20 protein-coding genes are annotated in these 19,745 nt (G+C 69.7%); 10 read left to right on the forward strand and 10 right to left on the reverse strand.

The genetic code is table 11. The features are described from left to right. The first annotated feature begins 29 nt into the window (after window positions 1-29). Window positions 30-713: a GntR family transcriptional regulator gene (locus EL288_RS24510; protein ID WP_003815556.1), complete on the forward strand. Its 684-nt coding sequence runs from the start codon at window positions 30-32 to the stop codon at window positions 711-713. A 10-nt stretch (window positions 714-723) separates the two neighbouring features. On the opposite strand, the gene EL288_RS01360 is transcribed toward EL288_RS24510, so the two are convergent. Beyond that, the gene (locus tag EL288_RS01360; protein ID WP_003815555.1) at window positions 724-1,671 is read right to left on the reverse strand and encodes a dihydrodipicolinate synthase family protein; all 948 of its coding nucleotides are present in this window, start codon (window positions 1,669-1,671) and stop codon (window positions 724-726) included. Window positions 1,672-1,877: 206 nt separating this feature from the next. Here EL288_RS01360 and EL288_RS01365 point away from each other — a divergent pair, with 206 nt between their 5' ends. Further along, a complete protein-coding gene (locus EL288_RS01365; protein WP_003815554.1) occupies window positions 1,878-2,768 on the forward strand; it encodes a LysR family transcriptional regulator in 891 nt (296 codons plus the stop codon). Here the strand turns inward: EL288_RS01365 and EL288_RS01370 are convergent. Genes EL288_RS01370 through EL288_RS01410 form a run of 9 tightly spaced genes read right to left on the reverse strand, consistent with a single transcriptional unit; the run spans window position 2,765 to window position 10,393 of the window. Further along, window positions 2,765-3,913, reverse strand: coding sequence for a CoA transferase (locus tag EL288_RS01370; RefSeq protein WP_003815553.1), 1,149 nt, complete (start codon window positions 3,911-3,913; stop codon window positions 2,765-2,767). The two genes, EL288_RS01365 and EL288_RS01370, sit on opposite strands and share 4 nt — an antisense overlap. Window positions 3,914-3,920: 7 nt before the next feature. Beyond that, the gene (locus EL288_RS01375; protein ID WP_010927177.1) at window positions 3,921-4,898 is read right to left on the reverse strand and encodes a tripartite tricarboxylate transporter substrate binding protein; all 978 of its coding nucleotides are present in this window, start codon (window positions 4,896-4,898) and stop codon (window positions 3,921-3,923) included. Between the two features lie 37 nt (window positions 4,899-4,935). After that, entirely contained in the window at window positions 4,936-6,096 is a 1,161-nt protein-coding gene (locus tag EL288_RS01380; RefSeq protein ID WP_003815551.1) for an acyl-CoA dehydrogenase family protein, read from the reverse strand. Between the two features lie 10 nt (window positions 6,097-6,106). After that, window positions 6,107-6,499 (reverse strand): MaoC family dehydratase, encoded by a 393-nt coding sequence (locus tag EL288_RS01385; protein ID WP_003815550.1) that lies wholly within the window; start codon window positions 6,497-6,499, stop codon window positions 6,107-6,109. Next, window positions 6,496-6,891 (reverse strand): hypothetical protein, encoded by a 396-nt coding sequence (locus EL288_RS01390; RefSeq protein WP_003815548.1) that lies wholly within the window; start codon window positions 6,889-6,891, stop codon window positions 6,496-6,498. Before EL288_RS01390 ends, EL288_RS01385 begins: the two co-directional genes overlap by 4 nt. Then, complete coding sequence (locus tag EL288_RS01395; protein WP_003815546.1) at window positions 6,888-7,289, reverse strand: Zn-ribbon domain-containing OB-fold protein; 402 nt, start codon at window positions 7,287-7,289, stop codon at window positions 6,888-6,890. Before EL288_RS01395 ends, EL288_RS01390 begins: the two co-directional genes overlap by 4 nt. Window position 7,290: 1 nt before the next feature. Continuing rightward, window positions 7,291-8,445, reverse strand: a complete 1,155-nt coding sequence (locus EL288_RS01400) for a thiolase family protein (protein ID WP_003815544.1) — start codon at window positions 8,443-8,445, stop codon at window positions 7,291-7,293. Continuing rightward, entirely contained in the window at window positions 8,442-9,248 is an 807-nt protein-coding gene (locus EL288_RS01405; protein ID WP_003815541.1) for an enoyl-CoA hydratase/isomerase family protein, read from the reverse strand. Before EL288_RS01405 ends, EL288_RS01400 begins: the two co-directional genes overlap by 4 nt. Then, window positions 9,245-10,393: an acyl-CoA dehydrogenase family protein gene (locus tag EL288_RS01410; protein WP_033458600.1), complete on the reverse strand. Its 1,149-nt coding sequence runs from the start codon at window positions 10,391-10,393 to the stop codon at window positions 9,245-9,247. Before EL288_RS01410 ends, EL288_RS01405 begins: the two co-directional genes overlap by 4 nt. Window positions 10,394-10,637: 244 nt before the next feature. On the opposite strand from EL288_RS01410, the gene EL288_RS01415 reads away from it, so the two are divergent. The 8 genes from EL288_RS01415 (at window position 10,638) to EL288_RS01450 (ending at window position 19,741) form a co-directional block, all read left to right on the forward strand. Next, window positions 10,638-11,630: a tripartite tricarboxylate transporter substrate binding protein gene (locus EL288_RS01415; protein ID WP_003815537.1), complete on the forward strand. Its 993-nt coding sequence runs from the start codon at window positions 10,638-10,640 to the stop codon at window positions 11,628-11,630. A 1-nt stretch (window position 11,631) separates the two neighbouring features. After that, complete coding sequence (locus EL288_RS01420) at window positions 11,632-13,764, forward strand: acetate--CoA ligase family protein (RefSeq protein WP_033447006.1); 2,133 nt, start codon at window positions 11,632-11,634, stop codon at window positions 13,762-13,764. After that, window positions 13,761-14,537: an enoyl-CoA hydratase/isomerase family protein gene (locus tag EL288_RS01425; protein ID WP_126621883.1), complete on the forward strand. Its 777-nt coding sequence runs from the start codon at window positions 13,761-13,763 to the stop codon at window positions 14,535-14,537. The genes EL288_RS01420 and EL288_RS01425 overlap by 4 nt, the downstream gene beginning before the upstream one ends. A 76-nt stretch (window positions 14,538-14,613) precedes the next feature. After that, a complete protein-coding gene (locus tag EL288_RS01430; RefSeq protein ID WP_003815531.1) occupies window positions 14,614-15,399 on the forward strand; it encodes an IclR family transcriptional regulator in 786 nt (261 codons plus the stop codon). A gap of 349 nt (window positions 15,400-15,748) precedes the next feature. Next, window positions 15,749-16,720 (forward strand): thiamine pyrophosphate-dependent dehydrogenase E1 component subunit alpha, encoded by a 972-nt coding sequence (locus EL288_RS01435; protein ID WP_003815529.1) that lies wholly within the window; start codon window positions 15,749-15,751, stop codon window positions 16,718-16,720. 1 nt (window position 16,721) lies between these two features. Beyond that, entirely contained in the window at window positions 16,722-17,696 is a 975-nt protein-coding gene (locus EL288_RS01440; RefSeq protein ID WP_003815527.1) for an alpha-ketoacid dehydrogenase subunit beta, read from the forward strand. 14 nt (window positions 17,697-17,710) lie between these two features. Beyond that, a complete protein-coding gene (locus tag EL288_RS01445; RefSeq protein ID WP_003815526.1) occupies window positions 17,711-18,496 on the forward strand; it encodes an enoyl-CoA hydratase/isomerase family protein in 786 nt (261 codons plus the stop codon). A 3-nt stretch (window positions 18,497-18,499) separates the two neighbouring features. Further along, a complete protein-coding gene (locus tag EL288_RS01450; protein ID WP_033455998.1) occupies window positions 18,500-19,741 on the forward strand; it encodes a dihydrolipoamide acetyltransferase family protein in 1,242 nt (413 codons plus the stop codon). Window positions 19,742-19,745 lie beyond the last annotated feature (4 nt).

The following is a 19,745-nucleotide window of genomic DNA, read 5'->3' on the forward strand; positions in this document are numbered from 1 at the left end:
CACCTTTCGAACAGGCAAAAACAGAATTCATGAACATGGGACAACCCATCGAAACATCCGGGCAGGAGACCGAAAGCGGCGGGCGCGGGCTGGCCAACCAGGCCTACGACGCCCTGGTCGACCTGATCCTGTCGCGCGAGCTGAAGCAGGGAGAGCAAGTGCAGGAGCGGGCCCTGGCCCAGCGCCTGGGGGTGTCGCGCACGCCGTTGCGCGAGGCCATGCACCGCCTGGAAGGCGAGCAGATGCTGGAGCGCAAGTCGAACAACCGGCTGTTCGTGCGCCAGGTGACCTTGCCGGAGCTGATGGAAACCCTCTATATACGTCGCCTGCTGGAGGGCGACGCGGCCGGGCGGGCGGCCGGCAAGGTGCCGATGGCCCAGCTGGCGGACCTGCGGGCGCGCATCGAGGCGCTGATGCTGCAGGACGACTCGGCCGACCCGCTGCACCAGATCCTGGACGCCGAGCTGCACGGCCTGATTTCCGAATACTGCGGCAACGAGCTGATGGCCAGCATGATCGCCAACCTGCGGCAGAAGACCCGCATGTTCTCGCTCAAGCGGCTGGAGCGCCGCATGGAGCCGGTCTGCGGCGAACACATGGCCATGATAGACGCGCTGGCGCGCGGCGACGCCCAGGCCGCCTCGGCCGAGACCATGCGCCACATCGACAATATCCGACAGTCCATCATCGACAAACTGTCGGGGAGCTACTGAGGGCGTCGGCCTAGGCGGCCCGTCCCAGTTGCGCTTCCAGGCGCGCGATCAGCCGGCCCAGCTCGGCGTGGTCGACCGCGTCCAGCGCCGGCCCCGGCTGGCGCACGTAGGCGCTGCGGATGGCGCCGCGCCGGCGCAGCGTCTCCTTGCGCAGGGCCAGGCCGATGCCGTACTGGAACTCGTGCCGCAGCAGCGGCAGGTAGAGATTGAACAAATCCTCGGCGGCCTCGGCCTTGCCCGCCGCGAACAGCCGGCACACCTGCACCAGCATTTCCGGATAGGCGAAGCCCGTCATGGCGCCGTCGGCGCCGCGCAGCATTTCCTGCGGCAGGAACAGGCCGCCATTGCCCACCAGGATGCTGATCCGGCGCCGGCCCTCGGCCTCGCTGCGGGCGCGCACCTGGCTCAGCTTGCGCATGCCGGGGAAGTCCTCGTGCTTGAGCATGACGACCTGCGGGAAGTCGTCGACCAGGCGGTGGATGACGGCCACCGAGGTATGCACGCCGGTCGATTGCGGGAAGTCCTGCAGGCAGATGGGGATGTCGGCGCCCAGGCGTTCGGCCACCGTGGCGTAGTAGCCGTAGACCTGGTCGTCGGTGTGCCGCCCGGCCGCCGGCGCCACCATGACGCCCGCGGCGCCCAGCTCCATGGCCTGGCGCGCCAGGCGTTCCAGATGGCGGTTCGATGGATGGCTCACACCCACCACCACCGGCACCCGGCCGTCCACGCGCTTGAGGATGCGGGTCATGACGGTGGCGGTCTCGGCCTCGGTCAGCTTGGACGCTTCGCCCATCATGCCGAGGATGGTCAGCCCGGCCACGTCCTTGTCCAGGTAGAAATCGGTCAGGCTGTCGAGGCTCGCGAGGTCGAGCTCGCCGTCGTCGGCGAAGGGTGTGGCGGCGATGACGTACACGCCCGAGGTCTGTTCGTCGATGCGCGCGCCGTGGCTGGCTTGCATGGCTGTCTCCTGTGCAGTGAAGCCGCGCCTGGTGCGCACGCGCGGCGGTCCATGGCCGGATTATTGGCCGTCCGCGGCATGGCGGCCATTGCCAAATCGACGGTCACCCTTAACAATGGGTTAACCACTTTCCGTCGCGATCACTGGATCTGGCAGGCTGGAAGCCGGCCAGGCCTTAACCTCCACTACCAGGCCGGCCCATCGCCATGAAACTTAACCTGCGCCAGATCGAAGTGTTCCGCGCCGTCATGATCACCGGTTCGATCCGCGGCGCGTCCGAGCTCCTGTTCGTGTCGCAGCCGGCCGTCAGCCGGCTGCTGTCGCACATGGAGCAGCGCATCGGCTTCGCGCTGTTCGAGCGCATCCGCGGCCGGCTGTACGCCACGCTGGAGGCGCGCAAGCTGTTCCACGAGGTCGAGGCCGTGTACGCCGGCGTGCAGCGCGTCAACGACATGGCGCGCGACCTGTTCGAGCACCAGGAGGGCATCCTGAACCTGGTGGCCAGTCCCAGCCTGGGCCAGATGCTCATCCCCGCCGCGATCGCCCAGTACCGCCAGGCGCATCCGCAGGTCAAGCTCAGCTTTCATCACCTGACCCAGGCGCCGCTGACCGAGCGCCTGCTCAAGCGCCAGGCGGACCTGGCGCTGACCATCCTGCCGGCCGGCCATCCCAACCTCGAACAGGAGGAAATCGGCGCGGCCCGGATGGTGCTGATCTGTCCGCCCGGCCATCCGCTGGCAGGCCGGGAGCCGGTCGGCGCCGAGGCGCTGGCGCCGTATCCGCTGGTGGCCTACGAGCGCGGCTCGGCGTTCGGCCAGAAGCTGCAGGCATGGTTCGACGCGCAGTCGGTCGCGGCCCGTCCGGTGATCGAAGTGGGGTCGCCACAGAATGCCTGCGCGCTGGTCCAGGCCGGCGCCGGGGTGGCGCTGGTGGACGAATTCTCGGCGCGCAGCTGGCCCGGGGCCGGCTTCGTGATGCGGCCGGTGCGGGACCTGGCGCCGTTGACGGCGTACCTCCTCAGGCTGCGCGAGGAGCCGGCCTCGCACCTGATGCAATCGTTCATCGAGACCCTCAGGCGCGTGATGCGCCGCGCCTAGGGCGTGGCGTCGGCGGAGGGCGGGCTCGCGCCGTGGCGCCGCAGCACCGCCGCGGTGTCGGCGCCCAGGCGCGGCGGCGGGCGCAGGCTGGCCTGGGTTGCGGTCATGCCGGGCATGCGCACCGCCGGCAGCGGCATGTCATAGCCCAGGTCCATGTCCTGGAAGAGTTCGTAGGTACGGACCTGCGGGTCCTGACGGAATTGGTCGTAGGTCTGCACCGGCTGGCAGATCAGGTCGATGCGCCGCGCCGCCTCGATCCAGTGCGCGGTGGGCTGTTTGGCCAGTTCGGCGGCAATCAGCGCGCGCAGTTCGTCCTGGTTGTCGTAGCGGGCCTGCTGCGTGGCGTAGCGCGGGTCGGCCAGCAGGTCGGCGCGGCCGGCCAGGCCGATGAAGTCGGTGACCTGCTGGTCGCGCATGGCGCTGAGCGCGATGTGGCCGTCGCGGGTCGGATAGATGCCGATGGCCGCGTAGAGCTCGCGGCTGATCACGCCCCGGGTGGCGGCGTGCTCGGCGTACTTGGCGCCCTGCACGGCGCTGATGCCGTGCATGAGGCTGAGATCGATGTACTGCCCTTGCCCCTGGTTGCCATGGCGCGCCATGAGCGCGGCCAGCGCGGCGTTGCTGACATAGACGCCGGTCACGATGTCGACCACCGAGACGCGCACGCGCACCGGATCGCGCATGTCGCCCGCGCCGAACGAGAACCCGCTGTAGGCCTGCATGGCGGCGTCGGTGGCGGGCAGGTCGCGGTGCGGGCCGTCCTGGCCGAAACCGGTGACCGAGATGTACACCAGGCCGGGATTGCGCTGGCGCGCCTGTTCGTAGCCCAGGCCCAGGCGGGCCATGACGCCGGGCCGGTTGCTTTCTATCAGCACGTCGGCCTTGTCGATCAGCGCCAGCGCCTGGCGCCGTTGCGCGGGGTCCTTCAGGTCGAGCGCGACGCCCGCCTTGCCGCGGTTGAAGTAGCCGAACAGCACGCTGGTGCCGCCCTGGCGGTGTCCCAGGCCGCGCAGCCAGTCGCCGGCCGGCGGTTCGATCTTGATGACCTCGGCGCCCATCTCGCCCAGCAGGCAGGCGCCGTGCGGGCCGGCGATGCCCTGGCTGAAGTCCAGTACGGTGATGCCCGCCAATGCGTGGTTGAGCATGGGGGCCTCAGTCCAGGGTGATGCCGGCGGTCTGGATGACCGCGCGCCATTTTTCCGTTTCGGCGTCGATCTGCCGGCCGAAGTCGGCGGCGGGCGTGGCCCGCGCGTTCACGCCCAGCGCTTCCAGCTTGGCGCGGATGGCCGGCTGGTCGAGCACGGCCGCCACGGCGTCGGACAGCTTGGCGACGACCTCGGCCGGCGTGCCGGCCGGCGCCAGCAGGCCGTACCAGCCCACCGCCTCGAAATCCGCCACGCCGGCCTGCGCGATGGTGGGCACGTCCGGCAGCACGGCCGAGCGCTCCGGCGTGCTGATGCCCAGGGCCACCAGCCGGCCGGACTTGACCAGCGGCGCCACCGAAGCCAGCGACGAGAACGCGATGTCCACCTGCCCGCCGGCCACGTCGGTGTTGGCCGGTCCTTCGCCCTTGTAGGGCACGTGCAGGGCCTGCAGGCCCGAGGCGTTCTTGAACAGCTCCATGGTCAGGTGCGAGGTGGTCGCGTTGCCGGCCGACGCATAGCTGGGCGCCTTGGCCTGCTTGCCGGCGCGCTCGAGCAATGCCCCGACCGACTGGATGCCGGAGGCGGGGCTGGCGACCAGCACCAGCGGGAAATTGCCCAGCCCGGCGACCGGCGCGAAGTCGCGCCGGGTGTCGTACGGCAGGTTCTTGTACAGGCTGGCGTTGACCGCCGCCACGCCCTGGTAGACCAGGATCAGCGTGTAGCCGTCCGGCGCGGCCTGCGCGGCCGCCTCCATGCCGATGATGCCGCCCGCGCCGGGTTTGTTCTCGACGACGACCGGCTGGCCCAGCTTGTCCGCCAGGCCGCTGGCCACCAGGCGCGCCAGCGTGTCGGTCAGCCCGCCCACCGCGATGGGGGCGATCAGCCGCACCGGCCGTTCCGGATAGGGGGCGGCGCCGGCCGCCGTGGCGCCCAGCGCCAGCGCCAGGCCCGCCAGCAGGGCCCGTAGTGCATTCTTGCCGTGCATGATTGTGTCTCCTCGTTGTGTCCGGGTCGGGCGGCGCTCAGGCGCGCTTGCCCGGGTGGATGCCCATGGTCTTGGCAATGACTTCCAGCATGATTTCGTTGGCGCCGCCGCCGATGGCGGTCTGCCGCAGGTCGCGATAGGCGCGCGAGATCCAGTTCTCGTTCATCACGCCTTGTCCGCCCCAGAACTGCAGGCACTCGTTGGGAATCCGCATCGACAGCCTGCCCGCGCAATACTTGGCCATGGAAGCCAGTTGCGTGATGTCCTGCCCGTCCAGGTACTGGCCGATGGCGCGGTACAGCAGCGAGCGCAGCGCCTCGATCTCGGTCTGCATCTGCGCCAGTTTGTGATAGACGACCTGGTTCGACAGCACGGTGCCGCCGAACACCTGCCGCTGGCCGGCGTAGGCGATGGTCTCCTCGATGACGCGCTCCATCGAGCGCATGCCGCGCGCGGCGACGAACATGCGTTCTTCCTGGAACTGCTCCATCTGGTAGATGAAGCCCATGTTCTCCGCGCCGATGCGGTTGGAGACGGGCACGCGCACGTCGTCGAAGAACAGCTCGGCCGTGTCGGAAGCGCGCAGCACCAGCTTGTCCAGCTTGCGCGAGACGCTGACGCCGGGCGTATCCAGCGGCACGATGATGAGCGACTTGTTCTTGTGCGGGCCGCCTTCCTGCGAGGTGTTGCACAGCAGGCAGATCCAGTCGCCCTGTACGCCGTTGGTGATCCACATCTTCGAGCCGTTGATCACGTAGTCGTCGCCGTCGCGGCGCGCCCAGGTCTTGATCTGCGACACGTCCGAGCCGGCCGAGGCTTCGCTGACGCCGATGCAGCCCACCAGGTCGCCGGCGATGGTGGGCGCCAGGTACGCGCGCTTGAGCGCGTCGCTGCCGTGGCGCGCGAGCGCCGGCGTGCACATGGTGCTTTGCACGCCGATCGCCGAGCTCAGGCCGCTGGAGCGGACTTCGCCCAGCGTCTCGGCAAACACCATCTCGTAGCTGAAATCCAGTTCCATGCCGCCGTATTCGGCGGGCTTGCCGATGCCCAGCAGGCCGGCCGAGCCCAGCGCCTTCATGACCTGGTGGGCGGGAAACATCTGCGCCGCTTCCCATTCGTCGAGATAGGGGTCGAGGTGTTCGGCGATGATGCGCCGCGTGGTCCGCGCCAGCTCGCGGTGCTCGTGGGTGAATTGCATAGAGTGTTCCTCAGTCCGTGATTGGCGCCAGGCGGGCATGGCCGGCGATCAGGGTGGCGCCGTCGGCGCCCTTGACCCAGACCTCGTAGCGGTCCGGCTCGGCCGCGTCGGGCTGTCCGCCGGCGGTGATGGCGCCGCCGGCGAACAGCGGCTTGAGAAAGCGGATGTCCAGGTCGATGCGCGCGAGCGCGGCGGCGCCGAGGCTGCGCGCCAGCGACTGCCAGATCAGGTTGACCGACAGGGTGCCGTGCGCGATGGTGCCGCCCATGGGCGTGGTGGCCGCGAACGCCGGATCGACGTGCAGGGGGTTGAAATCGTCGGTCAGCTCGGCGTAGATGTCGATATCCGCCTGGGTGACCCGCATCGAGACTTCTTCAAGGCGTTGCGTCATGGTGTTCCTCATGCGGCCCAGATCAGGTTCATCCGCCCGGTGTAGAGGTTGCGTTCGCGTTCGCCCACCCCGCTGACTTCCAGCTGCAGGTAGCGGCGCTCGCGGCGGATCTCCTTGCCCAGGCAGCGGATGCGCGAGCGCACCGTCTCGCCGACGCCGGGCAGGCCGTCGATCGACAGGATCTGCTGCGCGTGGATGTTGCCGGGCGGGCGCGGCGTGACCACGTTCAGGTAGGCCCGGATCATCAGCGCCACGGTCAGGCCCACCTGGCGGGCCGGCTGGTCGCGCGCCTCGGCGCCGAACAGGCGCTCCCAGGTCGCCACCAGCCGGGCGTCCAGGGGTTCCGCCCATTCGCCCAGCACCGTGCCGGGCGTGAAGGTTTCGTAGGTGTACAGCTGGGTCATGGCGTCTCCATCTCCGCAATCGGCACGGCGCCATCGCCGCGCGCCTCGAACACGATGCGCACCCGCGCGCCGATGGCCAGCGGCGCGCCGGCGCCGCCACGCACGTTGACCATCAGCCGGAAGCCTTCGTCCAGGTCCACCAGGGCGATGGCATAGGGCGTGTCGGCCTTGAAGGCCGGCGTGGGGGCGCGGCGCACCGTGGTGTGGCTGAGCACCACGCCTTGGCCGGCCGAATCGCGCCATTGCAGCGCGCGGCCGTGGCAATGGGTGCATACGGCGCGCGGGATGCGCTGCACCGTGCCGCAGCTGGCGCATTGCTGGTAGCGCAGGCGATGGTCGCGGCAGCCCTGCCAGAAGGGCAGGCTTTCGGCATTGGGGGTGATCGGCGGTTTGTCCATATCAGGCGGCTCCGAGGACGAGCGAGCAATGCGCGGAAAGAATGCCGCCGTCGCCGTGCACGAAGGCGAGGCGGGCGCCGTCGACCTGGCGCTGGTCGGCCTGGCCGCGCAACTGGTGCACGGCCTCGACGGCGTGGAACATGCCGCCGGCCGCGCCCGAGTGGCCATACGAGAGCAGGCCGCCGTGGGTGTTGCATGGCAGCGCGCCGCCCAGGCCGAGCTGGCCTTGCATGGCCGCCGGGCCGGCCTGGCCGCGCTCGAAGAAACCGATGGATTCGAGCTCGACCAGCAGCGTGATGGTGAACGAGTCGTAGATCTGCGCCACGTCGATGTCGGCGGGCCTGACGCCCGCGGCGGCGAAGGCGCGCGCCGACGACGCCTTGCAGCCGAAATCGGTCAGGCTGGGCGCGGCCACGATGTGTTCGTGGGTGTGTCCCTGGCCGGCGCCCAGGATTTCGACCGACCGCTTGCTGCTGGCCGCGCTGGCCGCGCGGCTGCTGATCACCAGCGCGGCGCCGCCATCGGAGATCAGGCAGCAGTCGAGCAGGCGCAGCGGCGTGCTGATCTCGCGCGAGTTCAGCACGTCGTCGATGGAGATCGGATCGCGCTTGTGCGCCTTGGGATGGCGGCCGGCGTGGCGGCGATGCTCGACCGCGATGGCCGCCAGGTGTTCGGGGGTGGCGCCGTATTCGTGCATGTAGCGCTGGGCCACCAGCGCATACGAAGCCGGCACGCTGATGCCGAAGGGGCGTTCGAACTGCGGATGGCCCACTTCGGCCAGCGCCGCCACCGCGCCATCGCGCGACAGGCCGGTCAGGCGGTTGTCGCCGGTGACCACCAGCACGTGGCGGCACTGGCCGCTGGCCACCAGGGCGGCGGCCTGCATGATCATGATGCAGGCGCTGGCGCCGCCGGCCTGGACGGCGGTGCAGAAGCCGGGGTGGATGCCGGTGTATTCGCAGAACACCGAACCCAGCATCAGGTGCGGTTCGGTGAACGAATAGGCGCACAGCACCCCGTCGATGTCGCCCGGCTCCAGGCCGGCGTCGGCGATGGCGCCGAATGCCGCCTCGGCGTGCAGGCCCATGCAGCTCGAGCCCGGCAGCTCGCCGACGCTGGTGTCGCTGGCGCCGGTGATGAAGGCGTTCATGCTCATGACTGGCCGTCCTTGCCTTCGCCGGGCCAGCTGAACGGCAGCGGCTGCTTGTCCAGGAAGCGCGCCACCGCCGCCTCGTGGTACTCGCTGTGGATGGCCAGCGCCTGGGCGTGGGATTCGAGTTCGGCCAGGGTGTTCTGGTCGAGGTTGAAGGAGCGGTTGAGGATGTTCTTGGACATGCCCAGCGCCAGGGTCGAGGCGCTGTGAAAGCGCGCCGCCAGCGCCAGCGCTTCGTCCAGCAGGCTGGGCGCGGGCACCACGCGGTACAGGATGCCCAGCGCGCGCGCCTCGTCGGCATCCACCTCGCGCGCGGTGAACACCAGTTCCTTGGCCTGCTGCAGGCCGACGATGCGCGGCAACAGGAAGAAGCCGCCCAGGTCGGGCACCAGGCCGATCCGCCCGAACACCGCGCAAAAGCGCGCCGCCGGCGTGCCCAGGATGAAGTCGCAGGCCAGCGCCAGGTTGAACCCGGCGCCGAAGGCCGGTCCGTCCACCGCGGCGATGACGGGCTTTTCGAGGTTGACCAGTTCGTGGAACCAGGTGTGCAGGCGGCGGATGCGGTCGCGGTCCTGGTAGATCGGGCGCTTGCCGTCCGACAGCGACTTGAGGTCGCCGCCGGCGCAGAACACGCCCTGCGTGCCGGTGATGATCACCGCCTTGACGCCGTCGTCGTCGCGCGCTTCGAAGATGGCCTCGGCCAGGCTCTGGCGCACCTCCAGGTCGAAGGCGTTGCGCCGCTCGGGGCGGTTGAGGGTGATGACGAACGTGGCGCCGCGGCGCTCGCGCAATACGTAGTCGCTCATGGCTTGAACCCCAGGCTGCGTGCAATGATGTTTTTCTGGATTTCGCTGGTGCCCTCGCCGATGACGTAGACCAGCGCGTCGCGATGAATGCGTCCGACGGGATACTCGCGCATGATGCCGGCGCCGCCGAAGATGCGGATGGCCTGCTCGCTGACCGCCACCGCGGTCTCGCTGGCGACCAGCTTGACGCGCGCCGCCGTGGCCGCGTCCAGCGTGCCCTGGTCCACGCGCCAGGCGCCGTAATAGACCAGCCAGCGCGCCGCCTCGATCTGCGCCGACATGTCGGCCAGCTTGTGCGCGATGGCCTGGTATTCGCCCACGCGCTTGCCGGCGACGAGGCGGTCGTTGGCGAAGCTGGCCGCCGCGTCGAACGCCGCGCGCGCCATGCCCAGCGCATTGGCCGCCACGCCGACCCGGTTCTCGCTCAGCGATTCCAGGATCAGCGGGTAGGTGCCCTCGGTTTCGCCCAGCAGGCAGTCATCGGGCACGAATGCATCGTCGATATGGATCAGCGCGGTTTCGGATGCGCGTATGCCTTCCTTCTTCAGCTTGGCGATGTCGAAGCCGGCGTTGGGCAGTTCGACGATGAACAGGCTGATCGACTCCGGCTTGAGCGCCGCGCTGGTGCGCGCGGCCACCAGCAGGAAGTCGGCGAAGGGCGCGTTGGTGATGTACAGCTTGCTGCCGTGCAGGCGCCAACCGCCCTCGACGCGTTCGGCGCGGGTCTTCATGGCGCGCACGTTGGAGCCGCCGTCCGGTTCGCTCAGGCCGAACCCGGCTACCTTCCCGCCGGCCAGCGCGGGGGCCAGGAAGCGCGCCTTCTGTGCCGGCGTGCCGGCCTTCCAGATCGGCCAGATGCCAAGGTGGGTGTGGGCCGACCAGGTCGAGGCGAATGCCTGCGACAGATAACTGAGTTCTTCGCGCACAATGCAGTCGCTGACCTTGTCCAGGCCGCTGCCGCCGTCGGCCTCCGGGTAGCGCACGCCCAGCAGGCCGAGTTCGCCCCAGCGCTCGAATACGCGCCGGGGAAAGGCCTCCTGCTCCTCGGCCTCGAACACCAGGGGGGCGAGCTCTTCCTGGCAGAGCCGCCGCACGGTGTCCCGTACGGCTTCGTGTTCGCTGGAAAAGGCAAAGCTCAAGCTCACGGATCTGCTCCTTTGGGATGCACCGCGGCGCGGGGCTCGCCAGGCGAACCGGACAGGCCGGGCGGTACGTGTCGTTATTCTTTATAGAGAATTTAGTTCTCAGTAAAAAATATCTTAACGACGGGCAGCGCAGGCGTCAACGGGGGCGGCCTCAAGTTTTTTTCTTGACAAGGCTTTTCCTCGCTCCTAGACTTTATTCGCAATCCAGATAAATATTCTCTATAAAGAATAACTAGGAGGCAACGTGTACATCGGAACGTCTTTTTCGCGCGTCTCGGCCAGGCTGGCCGGCGCGCTGCTGGCCGCCCTGGCCGCGGCGCCCATGCAGGCATACGCCCAGCAGGCCTATCCTTCCAAGCCCATCGAGATCATCGTTGCCTCGTCGGCCGGAGGCATCCTGGATACCATTGCCCGCGCCGCCGCGCATGGCTTGGAACGGCTGGGCCAGCCGGCCGTGGCCAAGAACCTGCCGGGCGGCGGTGGCACCATCGCCACCGCCGCGGTGGCGCGCATGCCGGGCGACGGTTACACGCTGGGGGCGATCGCCACCAGCCATGGCATCAACCCCAGCATCTACGACAAGCTGGCCTACGACACGGAGCGCGACTTTACCAACATCACGCAATTGGTCGAGTTGACCAACTTCCTGGTGGTCAATCCGTCGGTGCCGGCGTCCAACCTGAAGGAATTCATCGCGCTGGCCAAGGCCAAGCCGGGCACCCTGACCTATGGCTCGGCCGGGGTCGGGCAGTCGAACCATCTGTCCGGCGAGCTGCTGCAGCAGGATGCCGGCATCAAGCTGGTGCATGTGCCTTATCGCGGCAGCGCGCAGGCGCTGACCGACGTGATCGGCGGCTCGGTGTCGGCCATGTTCGTCGACGCCCTGTCGGCCGAGCCTTACGTCAAGGCCGGCAAGCTGAAGCTGATCGCCGCCACCGGCCTGAGCCGTTCGCCGGCCTATCCCGATTACCCGACGCTCAACGAGTCGGGCGTGCCGGGCTTCAACGGCAATACCTGGCTGGGCCTGGTCGCGCCGGCCGGCGTGCCCCCGGAGATCGTGGCGAAGCTGCAGGGCGCCGTGCGCGCCGAGTTCGAGGACCCCGGCGTGCGCAAGCGGCTGCTCAGCCAGGGCGTGATTCCGGTAGCCTCGACGCCGCAGGCATTCAGCGCGTTCCTGGACAGCGAAATGAAGCGCTGGGCGGAAGTGATCAAAGTGGCAGGCATCAAGGCGAACTGACATGACGCAGGATCTGGATATGGCCGAGCGCAGCGTGGCGGCGCCGCAATGGGAGGGCGCGGCGCGCGCGGCGGCGGTGCTGGAGGCGCGCAGCGTGGCCATCGTCGGCGCTTCCGCCGACCCGGGCAAGATCGCCGGCCGGCCGCTGGCCTATATGCTGTCGCGCGGGTTCGTCGGCAAACTGTTCCCCGTCAATCCGACCCGCGCCCAGGTGCAGGGCGTCAAAAGCTATCCGTCGCTGGCGGCCATCGGCGAGCCGGTGGACCTGGCCATCGTCGGCACGCCCGCCGCGCTGGTCGAGGGCGTGATCCGCGAGGGCATTGCCGCCGGGGTGCGGGCCTTCGTGGTGTTTTCCTCGGGCTTTTCCGAGACGGGCGAGGCCGGCGCCGCGCTGCAGCGCCGGCTGGGCGAGCTGGCGCGCGCCCACGGCGTGACCATTCTCGGCCCCAACTGCCTGGGCGTGGCCAACAGCGCGACCGGGCTGATCGCTTCCTTCACCACCGCGCTGGAGGAAACCCCCATCCGTCCGGGCGGTTTCGCGCTGGTCAGCCAGAGCGGCGCGCTGGGCGCGTACTGGATGGACATCTGCCTGCGCTCGGGACTGGGGTTCAGCAAGTGGATCACCACCGGCAATGAATGCGACATGGACGCCGCCGCGGCCATCGCCTACCTGGCCGGCGACGCCGACACGCGCGTCATCGGCCTGTATATCGAAGACATCCGCGATACGGCGGCGTTTCGCCGCGCGCTGCGCGTTGCGGCCGAAGCCGGCAAGCCGGTCATCGCCATCAAGGCGGGCCGCTCGCAGGCTGGCGCCGCGGCGGCCGCCTCGCATACCGGCGCGCTGGCCGGCGACGACGCCCTGTATGACGCCTGCCTGCGCCAGCACGGCGCGCTGCGCGTGGATTCGCTGGGCGAGATGATGGACGCGGCGCGCCTATACCTGTTCGACAGCGTGCCGCAAGGCAGGCGCGTTGCGGTGATGTCGGTCTCCGGCGGGGCCGGCGTGCTGATCGCCGACGAGGCCGAGCGGCGCGGGCTGGCCCTGCCGCCGCTGGCCGGGTCGACCGCCGCCGCGTTGGCGCCGGTGCTGCCTTCGTTCGTGCAGGCCGCCAATCCGCTCGACCTGACCGGCAACGTCGTGCAGGACACGGCCAGCATCGGCCGGGCGCTGGAGGCGGTGGCCCGCGATCCCGGCAACGACGCCATCGTGCTGTTCGTCGGCCTGATGCACAGCATCGCCAGCGCGTTCACCGACGCCATCGCGCAGGCGCGCCAGCGCACCCACCGGCCCATCATCGTGATCTGGATCGGCGCCAAGGAAGAATCGGTGGCCGCGCTGGAGCAGGCGCGCATCCCGGTGTTCCGCGATATTCCGCCGGCCGTCGCCGCGGTGGGCGCGGCGGTGCGCCTGCGGGCGTTGCGCGAGGCGGCCCTGGCCATGGCGTTGCCGGCCGCCGCGCCGCCGGCCGCGCCCGGTGCCCGTGTCGAGGCGCTGGCCGAATGCGACGGCAAGGCGCTGCTGCGCGAGCTGGGCGTGGCCGGCGTGCCCGCCGGCATGCTCGTGAGCGCAGCGGCGCCCGACCGGCTGCCCGCGCCGCTGGCGTATCCGGTGGTGGCCAAGCTGCAGGCCGCCAGCCTGCTGCACAAGAGCGATATCGGCGGCGTGGTGTTGAACATTGGCAGCGACGCCCAACTGCGCGAAGCCGTGCACCGCCTGGCCGGCATCGCGCAGGCGCATGGCATCGAGGCTCGCGGGGTGCTGGTCGAACCCATGCAGCCATTCGATCACGAACTGCTGCTGGGGCTGCGGCGCGACCCGCGCTTCGGCGCCACGCTGACGCTGGGGCGCGGTGGCGTCGAGGTCGAACTGGACGCCGACGTGGCCAGCCAGCTGCTGCCGCTTTCGGCCGGGGCCATCCAGGCCATGCTCGAATCCTTGCGCGCGGCGCGCCTGTTCAAGGGCTTTCGCGGCCGCGGCGCGGTGGACCTGGCCGCCTTGTCCAGCCAGATCGCCGATTTGTGCCGGATCTTCCTGGCGCAGCCGGACCTGGCGGAGGTGGAGATCAATCCCTTGGCCGTGCGCGGCGACCGGGCCTGGGTGCTGGACGCCGTCGTGAGCCGATACGCATGAGCGCCGCCGCGAACCACGTGCGGGTCGAGGATGCCGGGGGCGTGCGCGCCATCGTGCTGGACCGCGCCGCCAAGGCCAACGCCCTGTGCGCCGCCATGCTGGACGACATCCGGCATGCCATCGAATGCGCGCCGCGCGACGGCATGAACCTGCTCGTGCTGCGCAGCGCCGCGCCCACGCTGTTCTGCGCCGGCGGCGATATCGAGGAGTTCGCCCTGGGCGAGCAGGCGCTGGAACGGCAGGGCGCCGCGCTGCGCGAGCTGATGGCGGCCATGGCCCGCTGCCCCTTGCCGCTGCTGGCGGTGGCGCGCGGCAAGGCGGCCGGGGCGGGCGTCATACTGCTGGCCATGACCGATCTGGTCATCGCCGCGCAGGACTTGTCCCTCGCCTGCCCGGAGATGGCATTCAGCATGTATCCGGTCATCGTGCAGGCGGCGCTCGAAACCAAGATCAGCGCGGCGCGCGCGCGCCAACTGTGCCTGAGCGGCCAGGCGCTGGACGCGGCGGCGGCGCGCGACCTGGGGCTGGTGACCGACGTGCTCGGGCTCGACGGTTTCGAGACGCTGGCCGAGCGGCGCCTGGCCTACTACGCCGGACGGCGCGCGGCCCTGGCCATCGCGCGCAAGGCCAGGCTGGCGATGGAGCCGCCCGATGCCACGGTGGCCAGGGTGCGGGCGCTCGAGCCATTGATGCACGAGAACTTCCGCATTCCGGGGGTGCGGGAGACGATCCAGCGCTACCTGGCGGGCCTGCGCGCACGGCGCGCGGGCTGAGCGGCGGGGTATACCGCGAGGCCGCTATGTGCCACACTTTCATCTTTCCTGGCGAGAGAAATTCTCTGTCTTCAGAATGGCAGCTGAACCCCCCGAAAAACTGGTAGGCGCGCTGGTCGGCGGCCTGCGCGTGCTGCGCTACCTCAGCGCCGCGCCGGCGGGCGTGGGCGTTACCCGCGTGGCGCGCGACCTCCAGCTCAATTCCAGCACCTGCTACAACTTCCTCAAGACCCTGGTGTACGAGGGCCTGGTCACGTTCGACGAATCGACCAAGACCTATTCGATTGCCCTGGGCCTGGTCGAACTGGCCAAGGGCGTGCTGGAACAGGGCGCCTACGTGCGGCTGATCCATCCGCACCTCGAAGAGATCGCGCGCGCGCACCGCGTCACGGCGACGCTGTGGCAGCGCACCAGCAACGAGCGGGTGGTGCTGGTGGACCGCGCCGACAACGACAGCTCGGTGCGGGTGCACATGAGCGTGGGCCAGCGCCTGCCCATGTACATCGCCGCCCTGGGCCGCTGCATGGCGGCCAACGCCGGGCTGGACCGCGAGCAGCTCGAACAGCGCTTCGACGCCTTGCGCTGGGACGACAAGCCGCCGTTCGACGAATACCTGGCGGGCGTGGAGGAAGCCAGGAAGAACGGCTATGCGACCGATGCCGGCCACTACGTAAAGGGCGTAAGCACCGCCTCGGCCGCCGTGCTGGACGCCTTCGGCAAGCCGGTGATGGCCATCAGCGCGGTCGGCTTCAGCGCCCAGTTCACCGGCGACGCGCTCGAACGACTGGGCCAGGACCTGCGCGAACGCGCCGGCCGTATCACCCGAGCCCTGTCAGGCGGTCGCGCCGGCGCCGACGCCTGACGGCCGCCTTTCCGTTGCGTTTTCCTCCTGCCGCGCCTTGCGCGGCTTTTTTTTGGGGGCGCCTGTGCCCGCCGGGAATGCGGGTGCCTGTCCCCGCGGGGACAGGCACCCTGGCCGCCGGTGTCGCTCCCCGTGCGGGCACAGGCACCTGGTTCCTGCGGGGTGGGCTTCGCCTCGTTCGCCCCGGCATCTCGGTAAAAACCCTTGATTGACGCTTCGAGGTGTCCTCTCTATTATTTTGCTAACCGTCTGGTTAGTTAATTAACTGACTAAGTGAATTTCTCCACGAACGGCGCTGTTCCAGGCCGTTCGCGGCCAGGCCAGGCACGATTGTTACAAGGGAGGCAAGGTGGCACGCGCCAATAAAGAACAGTTGCTCGATGCGTACCAGCGCATGCTGGGCATCCGACTGGTGGAGCTGCGGCTCGGACGCTTGTTCGCCGATGGCGAAGTGCCGGGCTTCATCCACCTGAGCGTCGGCCAGGAGGCCGTGGCGGCCGCGATGGGCATGGTGCTGCGGCCCGACGACACGGTGGCCTCGACGCACCGTGGCCACGGCCACGCGCTGGCCAAGGGCATCGACATGGACGATTTCTTCCTCGAGCTGATGGCGCGCGAAGAGGGCATCTGCAAGGGGCGGGGCGGCTCGATGCACGTGGCCAACATGTCGATCGGCATGCTGGGCGCCAACGCCATCGTCGGCGCCAGCATCCCCATCGCGCTGGGCAGCGCGCTGGCGCACCAGGTGCGCAAGACCGATGCGCTGGCGGTGGCCTTCTTCGGCGACGGCGCGATGGCCGAAGGCGTGCTGCACGAAAGCCTGAACCTGGCCGCGCTGTGGCAGCTGCCGCTGCTCTTCCTGTGCGAGAACAACGGCTGGGCCGAGTTTTCGCCCACCCACAAGCAATTCGTCGCGCCGCTGGACAAGCTGTCGGCGGCCTTTTCGATTCCGCACGCCAAGGTCGACGGCAACGATGTGCTGGCGGTCATGGACGCGGCGCAGGCCGCCGTGGCCGACATCCGCGCCGGCAAGGGGCCGCGCGTGCTCGAGTGCATCACCCACCGCTGGCGCGGCCACTACGAGGGCGACCCGCAGAAGTACCGCGACAGCGACGAGATCTCCGGCCTGGACGAACACGATCCGGTGGCCCGCTTCGAGGCGGTGCTCGACAGCAAGGGGGTGAACCAGGCGCAACGCCAGAAAGTACGCGACGCGGTCCAGGCGCAGGTCGACCAGGCGGTCGAGCGGGCCCGCAAGGGCCGCCCGCCGGCGTGGGAAGCCGCCCGCGCCGATGTCTACACCCAAGCCGAGGCTCGCTGACATGGCTGAACTCCGATTTGCCCACGCCATCAACCGCGCACTGGCCGAGTGCATGGAAGAGGATCCCATGGTCTTCCTGTTCGGCGAGGACATCGCCGAGGCCGGCGGCCCGTTCGGCGTGACGCGCGGGCTGCACGACAGGTTCGGCCCCGACCGCATCCGCGACACGCCGATCTCCGAGGCCACCATGGCCAACGCCGCGGTCGGCGCCGCGCTGTCGGGCCTGAAGCCGGTGCTGGAAATCATGTTCATGGACTTCATGACGCTGACCATGGACGCGCTGGTCAACCAGGCCGCCAAGGCGCGCTTCATGTTCGGCGGGCAGGCCTCGGTGCCCATGGTGGTGCGCACCCCGCACGGCGGCGGCATCAGCGCCGGGCCCCAGCATTCGCAGTGCCTGGAGGCCTGGTTCGCGCACATTCCCGGCCTGAAGGTGGTCTGCCCGAGCAATCCGGCCGACGCCTATGGCCTGTTGAAGTCCGCCATCCGCGATCCCGACCCCGTGGTGTTCGTGGAGAACAAGGCGCTGTATGCCGCCAAGGGCGAAGTGCCCGACGACGCCGGGCCGATTCCGCTGGGCCAGGCGCGCGTCGCGCGCGCCGGCCGCGACCTCACCGTGGTGAGCTACGGCGCCATGGTGCACAAGGTGGAGCGCGCCGCCGAGGCGCTGGCGCGCGACGGGATCGAGGCCGAGGTGCTGGACCTGCGCAGCATCCAGCCCTGGGACGAGGCGGCCGTGCTGGCTTCGCTCCAGCGCACGCACCGCCTGCTGATCGTGCACGAGGCCGTGGAGGCTTTCGGCGTGGGGGCGGAGATCGCCGCGCGCATGGCCGACATCGGTTTCGACGAACTGGATGCGCCCATCGTCCGCGTGGCCGCGCCTTTCGTGCCGGTGCCCTTCGCGCCGTCGCTGGAAGCGCAATACCAGCCGCAGGAGGCCGACATCATCGCCGCAGCCCGCAAGCTGTGCGCCTGAATACTGGAGACACCATGAGCGAACAAAGCATACTCACCGAAGTCCGCGACCACGTCGGCATCATTACCATCAACCGTCCCAAGCTGCACAACGCGCTGGACACGCCGACCCTGCTCGAACTGGAGCGCGCGCTGACCACGCTGGAGGCCGACCCCGAGTGCCGCGTCATCGTCGTGACCGGCGCGGGCGAGAAGTCGTTCGTGGCCGGCGGCGACCTGGTCGACCTGAATTCGCGCCAGGGCCTGGCCCACTACCAGGAGTTCGCCGAGGACATCCATCGCGTGTTCCGCCGCTTCGAGACCAGCGACAAACCCACCATCGCCGCGGTCAATGGCTGGGCGCTGGGCGGCGGCACCGAGCTGCTGCTGTGCCTGGACCTGCGCATCGTGGCCGAGAACGCCGCCATCGCGCTGACCGAGGTGAACCTGGGCCTGTTCCCGGGCGCGGGCGGCACGCAGCGCATCATCCGCCAGATCTCGCCGTGCCAGGCCAAGGAAATGATGTTCACCGGCGGGCGCATCAGCGCCGCCGACGCCGTGCGTATCGGCCTGGCCAACCGCGCGGTGCCGGCGGCCGACCTGATGGCCGAAACGCTGGCGCTGGCCGGGCAGATCGCCGCCAAGTCGCCGCTGGTGCTCAAGCTGCTCAAGCGCACCCTGCGCGACGGCGCCGACATGCCGCTGGCCAACGCGCTGGCGCACGAGCAGGCCATGATCGGCCTGGTGCTGGATACCCGCGACGCCCACGAAGGCATCGGCGCCTTCCTCGAAAAGCGCGCCGCGCGCTTTACCGGACAGTAGGCCATGAGCCAGTTGAACGACCTGCTCATGCCCAAGCTGGGCCTGACCATGACCGAAGGCATGCTGATCGAGTGGAGCGTGACCAGCGGCGCCGAGGTCAAGGCGGGCGATTCGCTGTTCGTGGTGGAGACGGACAAGGTCGCCAACGAGATTGTCGCGCAGGCCGACGGCACGCTGGCCGAGATCCTGGTCGCCGCCGGCGAGACGGTGCCGGTGGGCACCGTGGTGGCGCGCTGGACCGGGCCCGGCCAGGGCGCGGACGACCTGGCCGACGCGCCGCCGGCGCCGGCGCCGCAGCCGGCCGCCGAGGCCGCGCCGGCCGCGGCGCGCGAACCCGCGCGCGGCGGGCGCGTCGTGGCCACGCCGCTGGCGCGGCGCCTGGCGCGCGAAGCCGGCCTGGACCTGGCGCAGGTCAGCGGTTCCGGGCCGGGCGGACGCATCAAGGCCGCCGACGTGCGCCAGGCCCCGCCGGCCTTGCCGGTTGCGCCGCGGGATGCGGCTTCGCCTGCGCCAGCCGCGCGCGCGTCGTTGGCGCCTGCCGCCGGCGAACAGCGCATCGAGGCCAGCGCGCTGGTGCAGTCCATGGCCCGGCGCATGACGCAGGCCAAGCAGGTGCCGCATTTCTACCTCTCGGCCGAGGCCGAGGTCAGCGCGCTGCTGGCGCTGCGCCAGCGCCTGAACGCGCAGGCCGACGCGCCGCGGCTGACGCTCAACCACTTCGTCATCGCGGCGGTGGCGCGCGCGCTGGCGGCCATGCCGCACCAGAACCGCATCTGGAACGACGACCACATCGTCCAGTTCCAGGGCATCGACGTGGGCGTGGCGGTCTCGACCGAGCGCGGCCTGATGGCGCCGGTGCTCCACGGGCTGGACCATGCCTCGCTGGACGACATCGCCGCGCAATCCGGCGCCCTGCTGGGCCGGGTGCGCGCCGGCAAGGCCACCCGCGAAGACATGAGCGGGGGCGCGATTTCCATTTCCAACGCCGGCATGTTCAACGTGACATACATGGCGCCCATCATCAACCCGCCGCAATCGGCCATTCTCGGCGTGGGCAGCATACGCGAGCTGTTCCGGCCCGACGAGCAGGGCGCCCCGGCGCTGCGGCGCGAGATGGGCCTGGTGCTGGCCGCCGACCACCGGCTGCACGACGGCGCCAGCGCGCTGGCGTTCCTCAATCACGTCATCGACCTGCTGCAAGACCCGTACCGGCTGTTGCGCAACCGACCCCATACCAAAGGATAGTTTC

Origin of the sequence: Bordetella bronchiseptica (assembly GCF_900636925.1) — a bacterium.
GTDB lineage: Bacteria > Pseudomonadota > Gammaproteobacteria > Burkholderiales > Burkholderiaceae_B > Bordetella > Bordetella pertussis.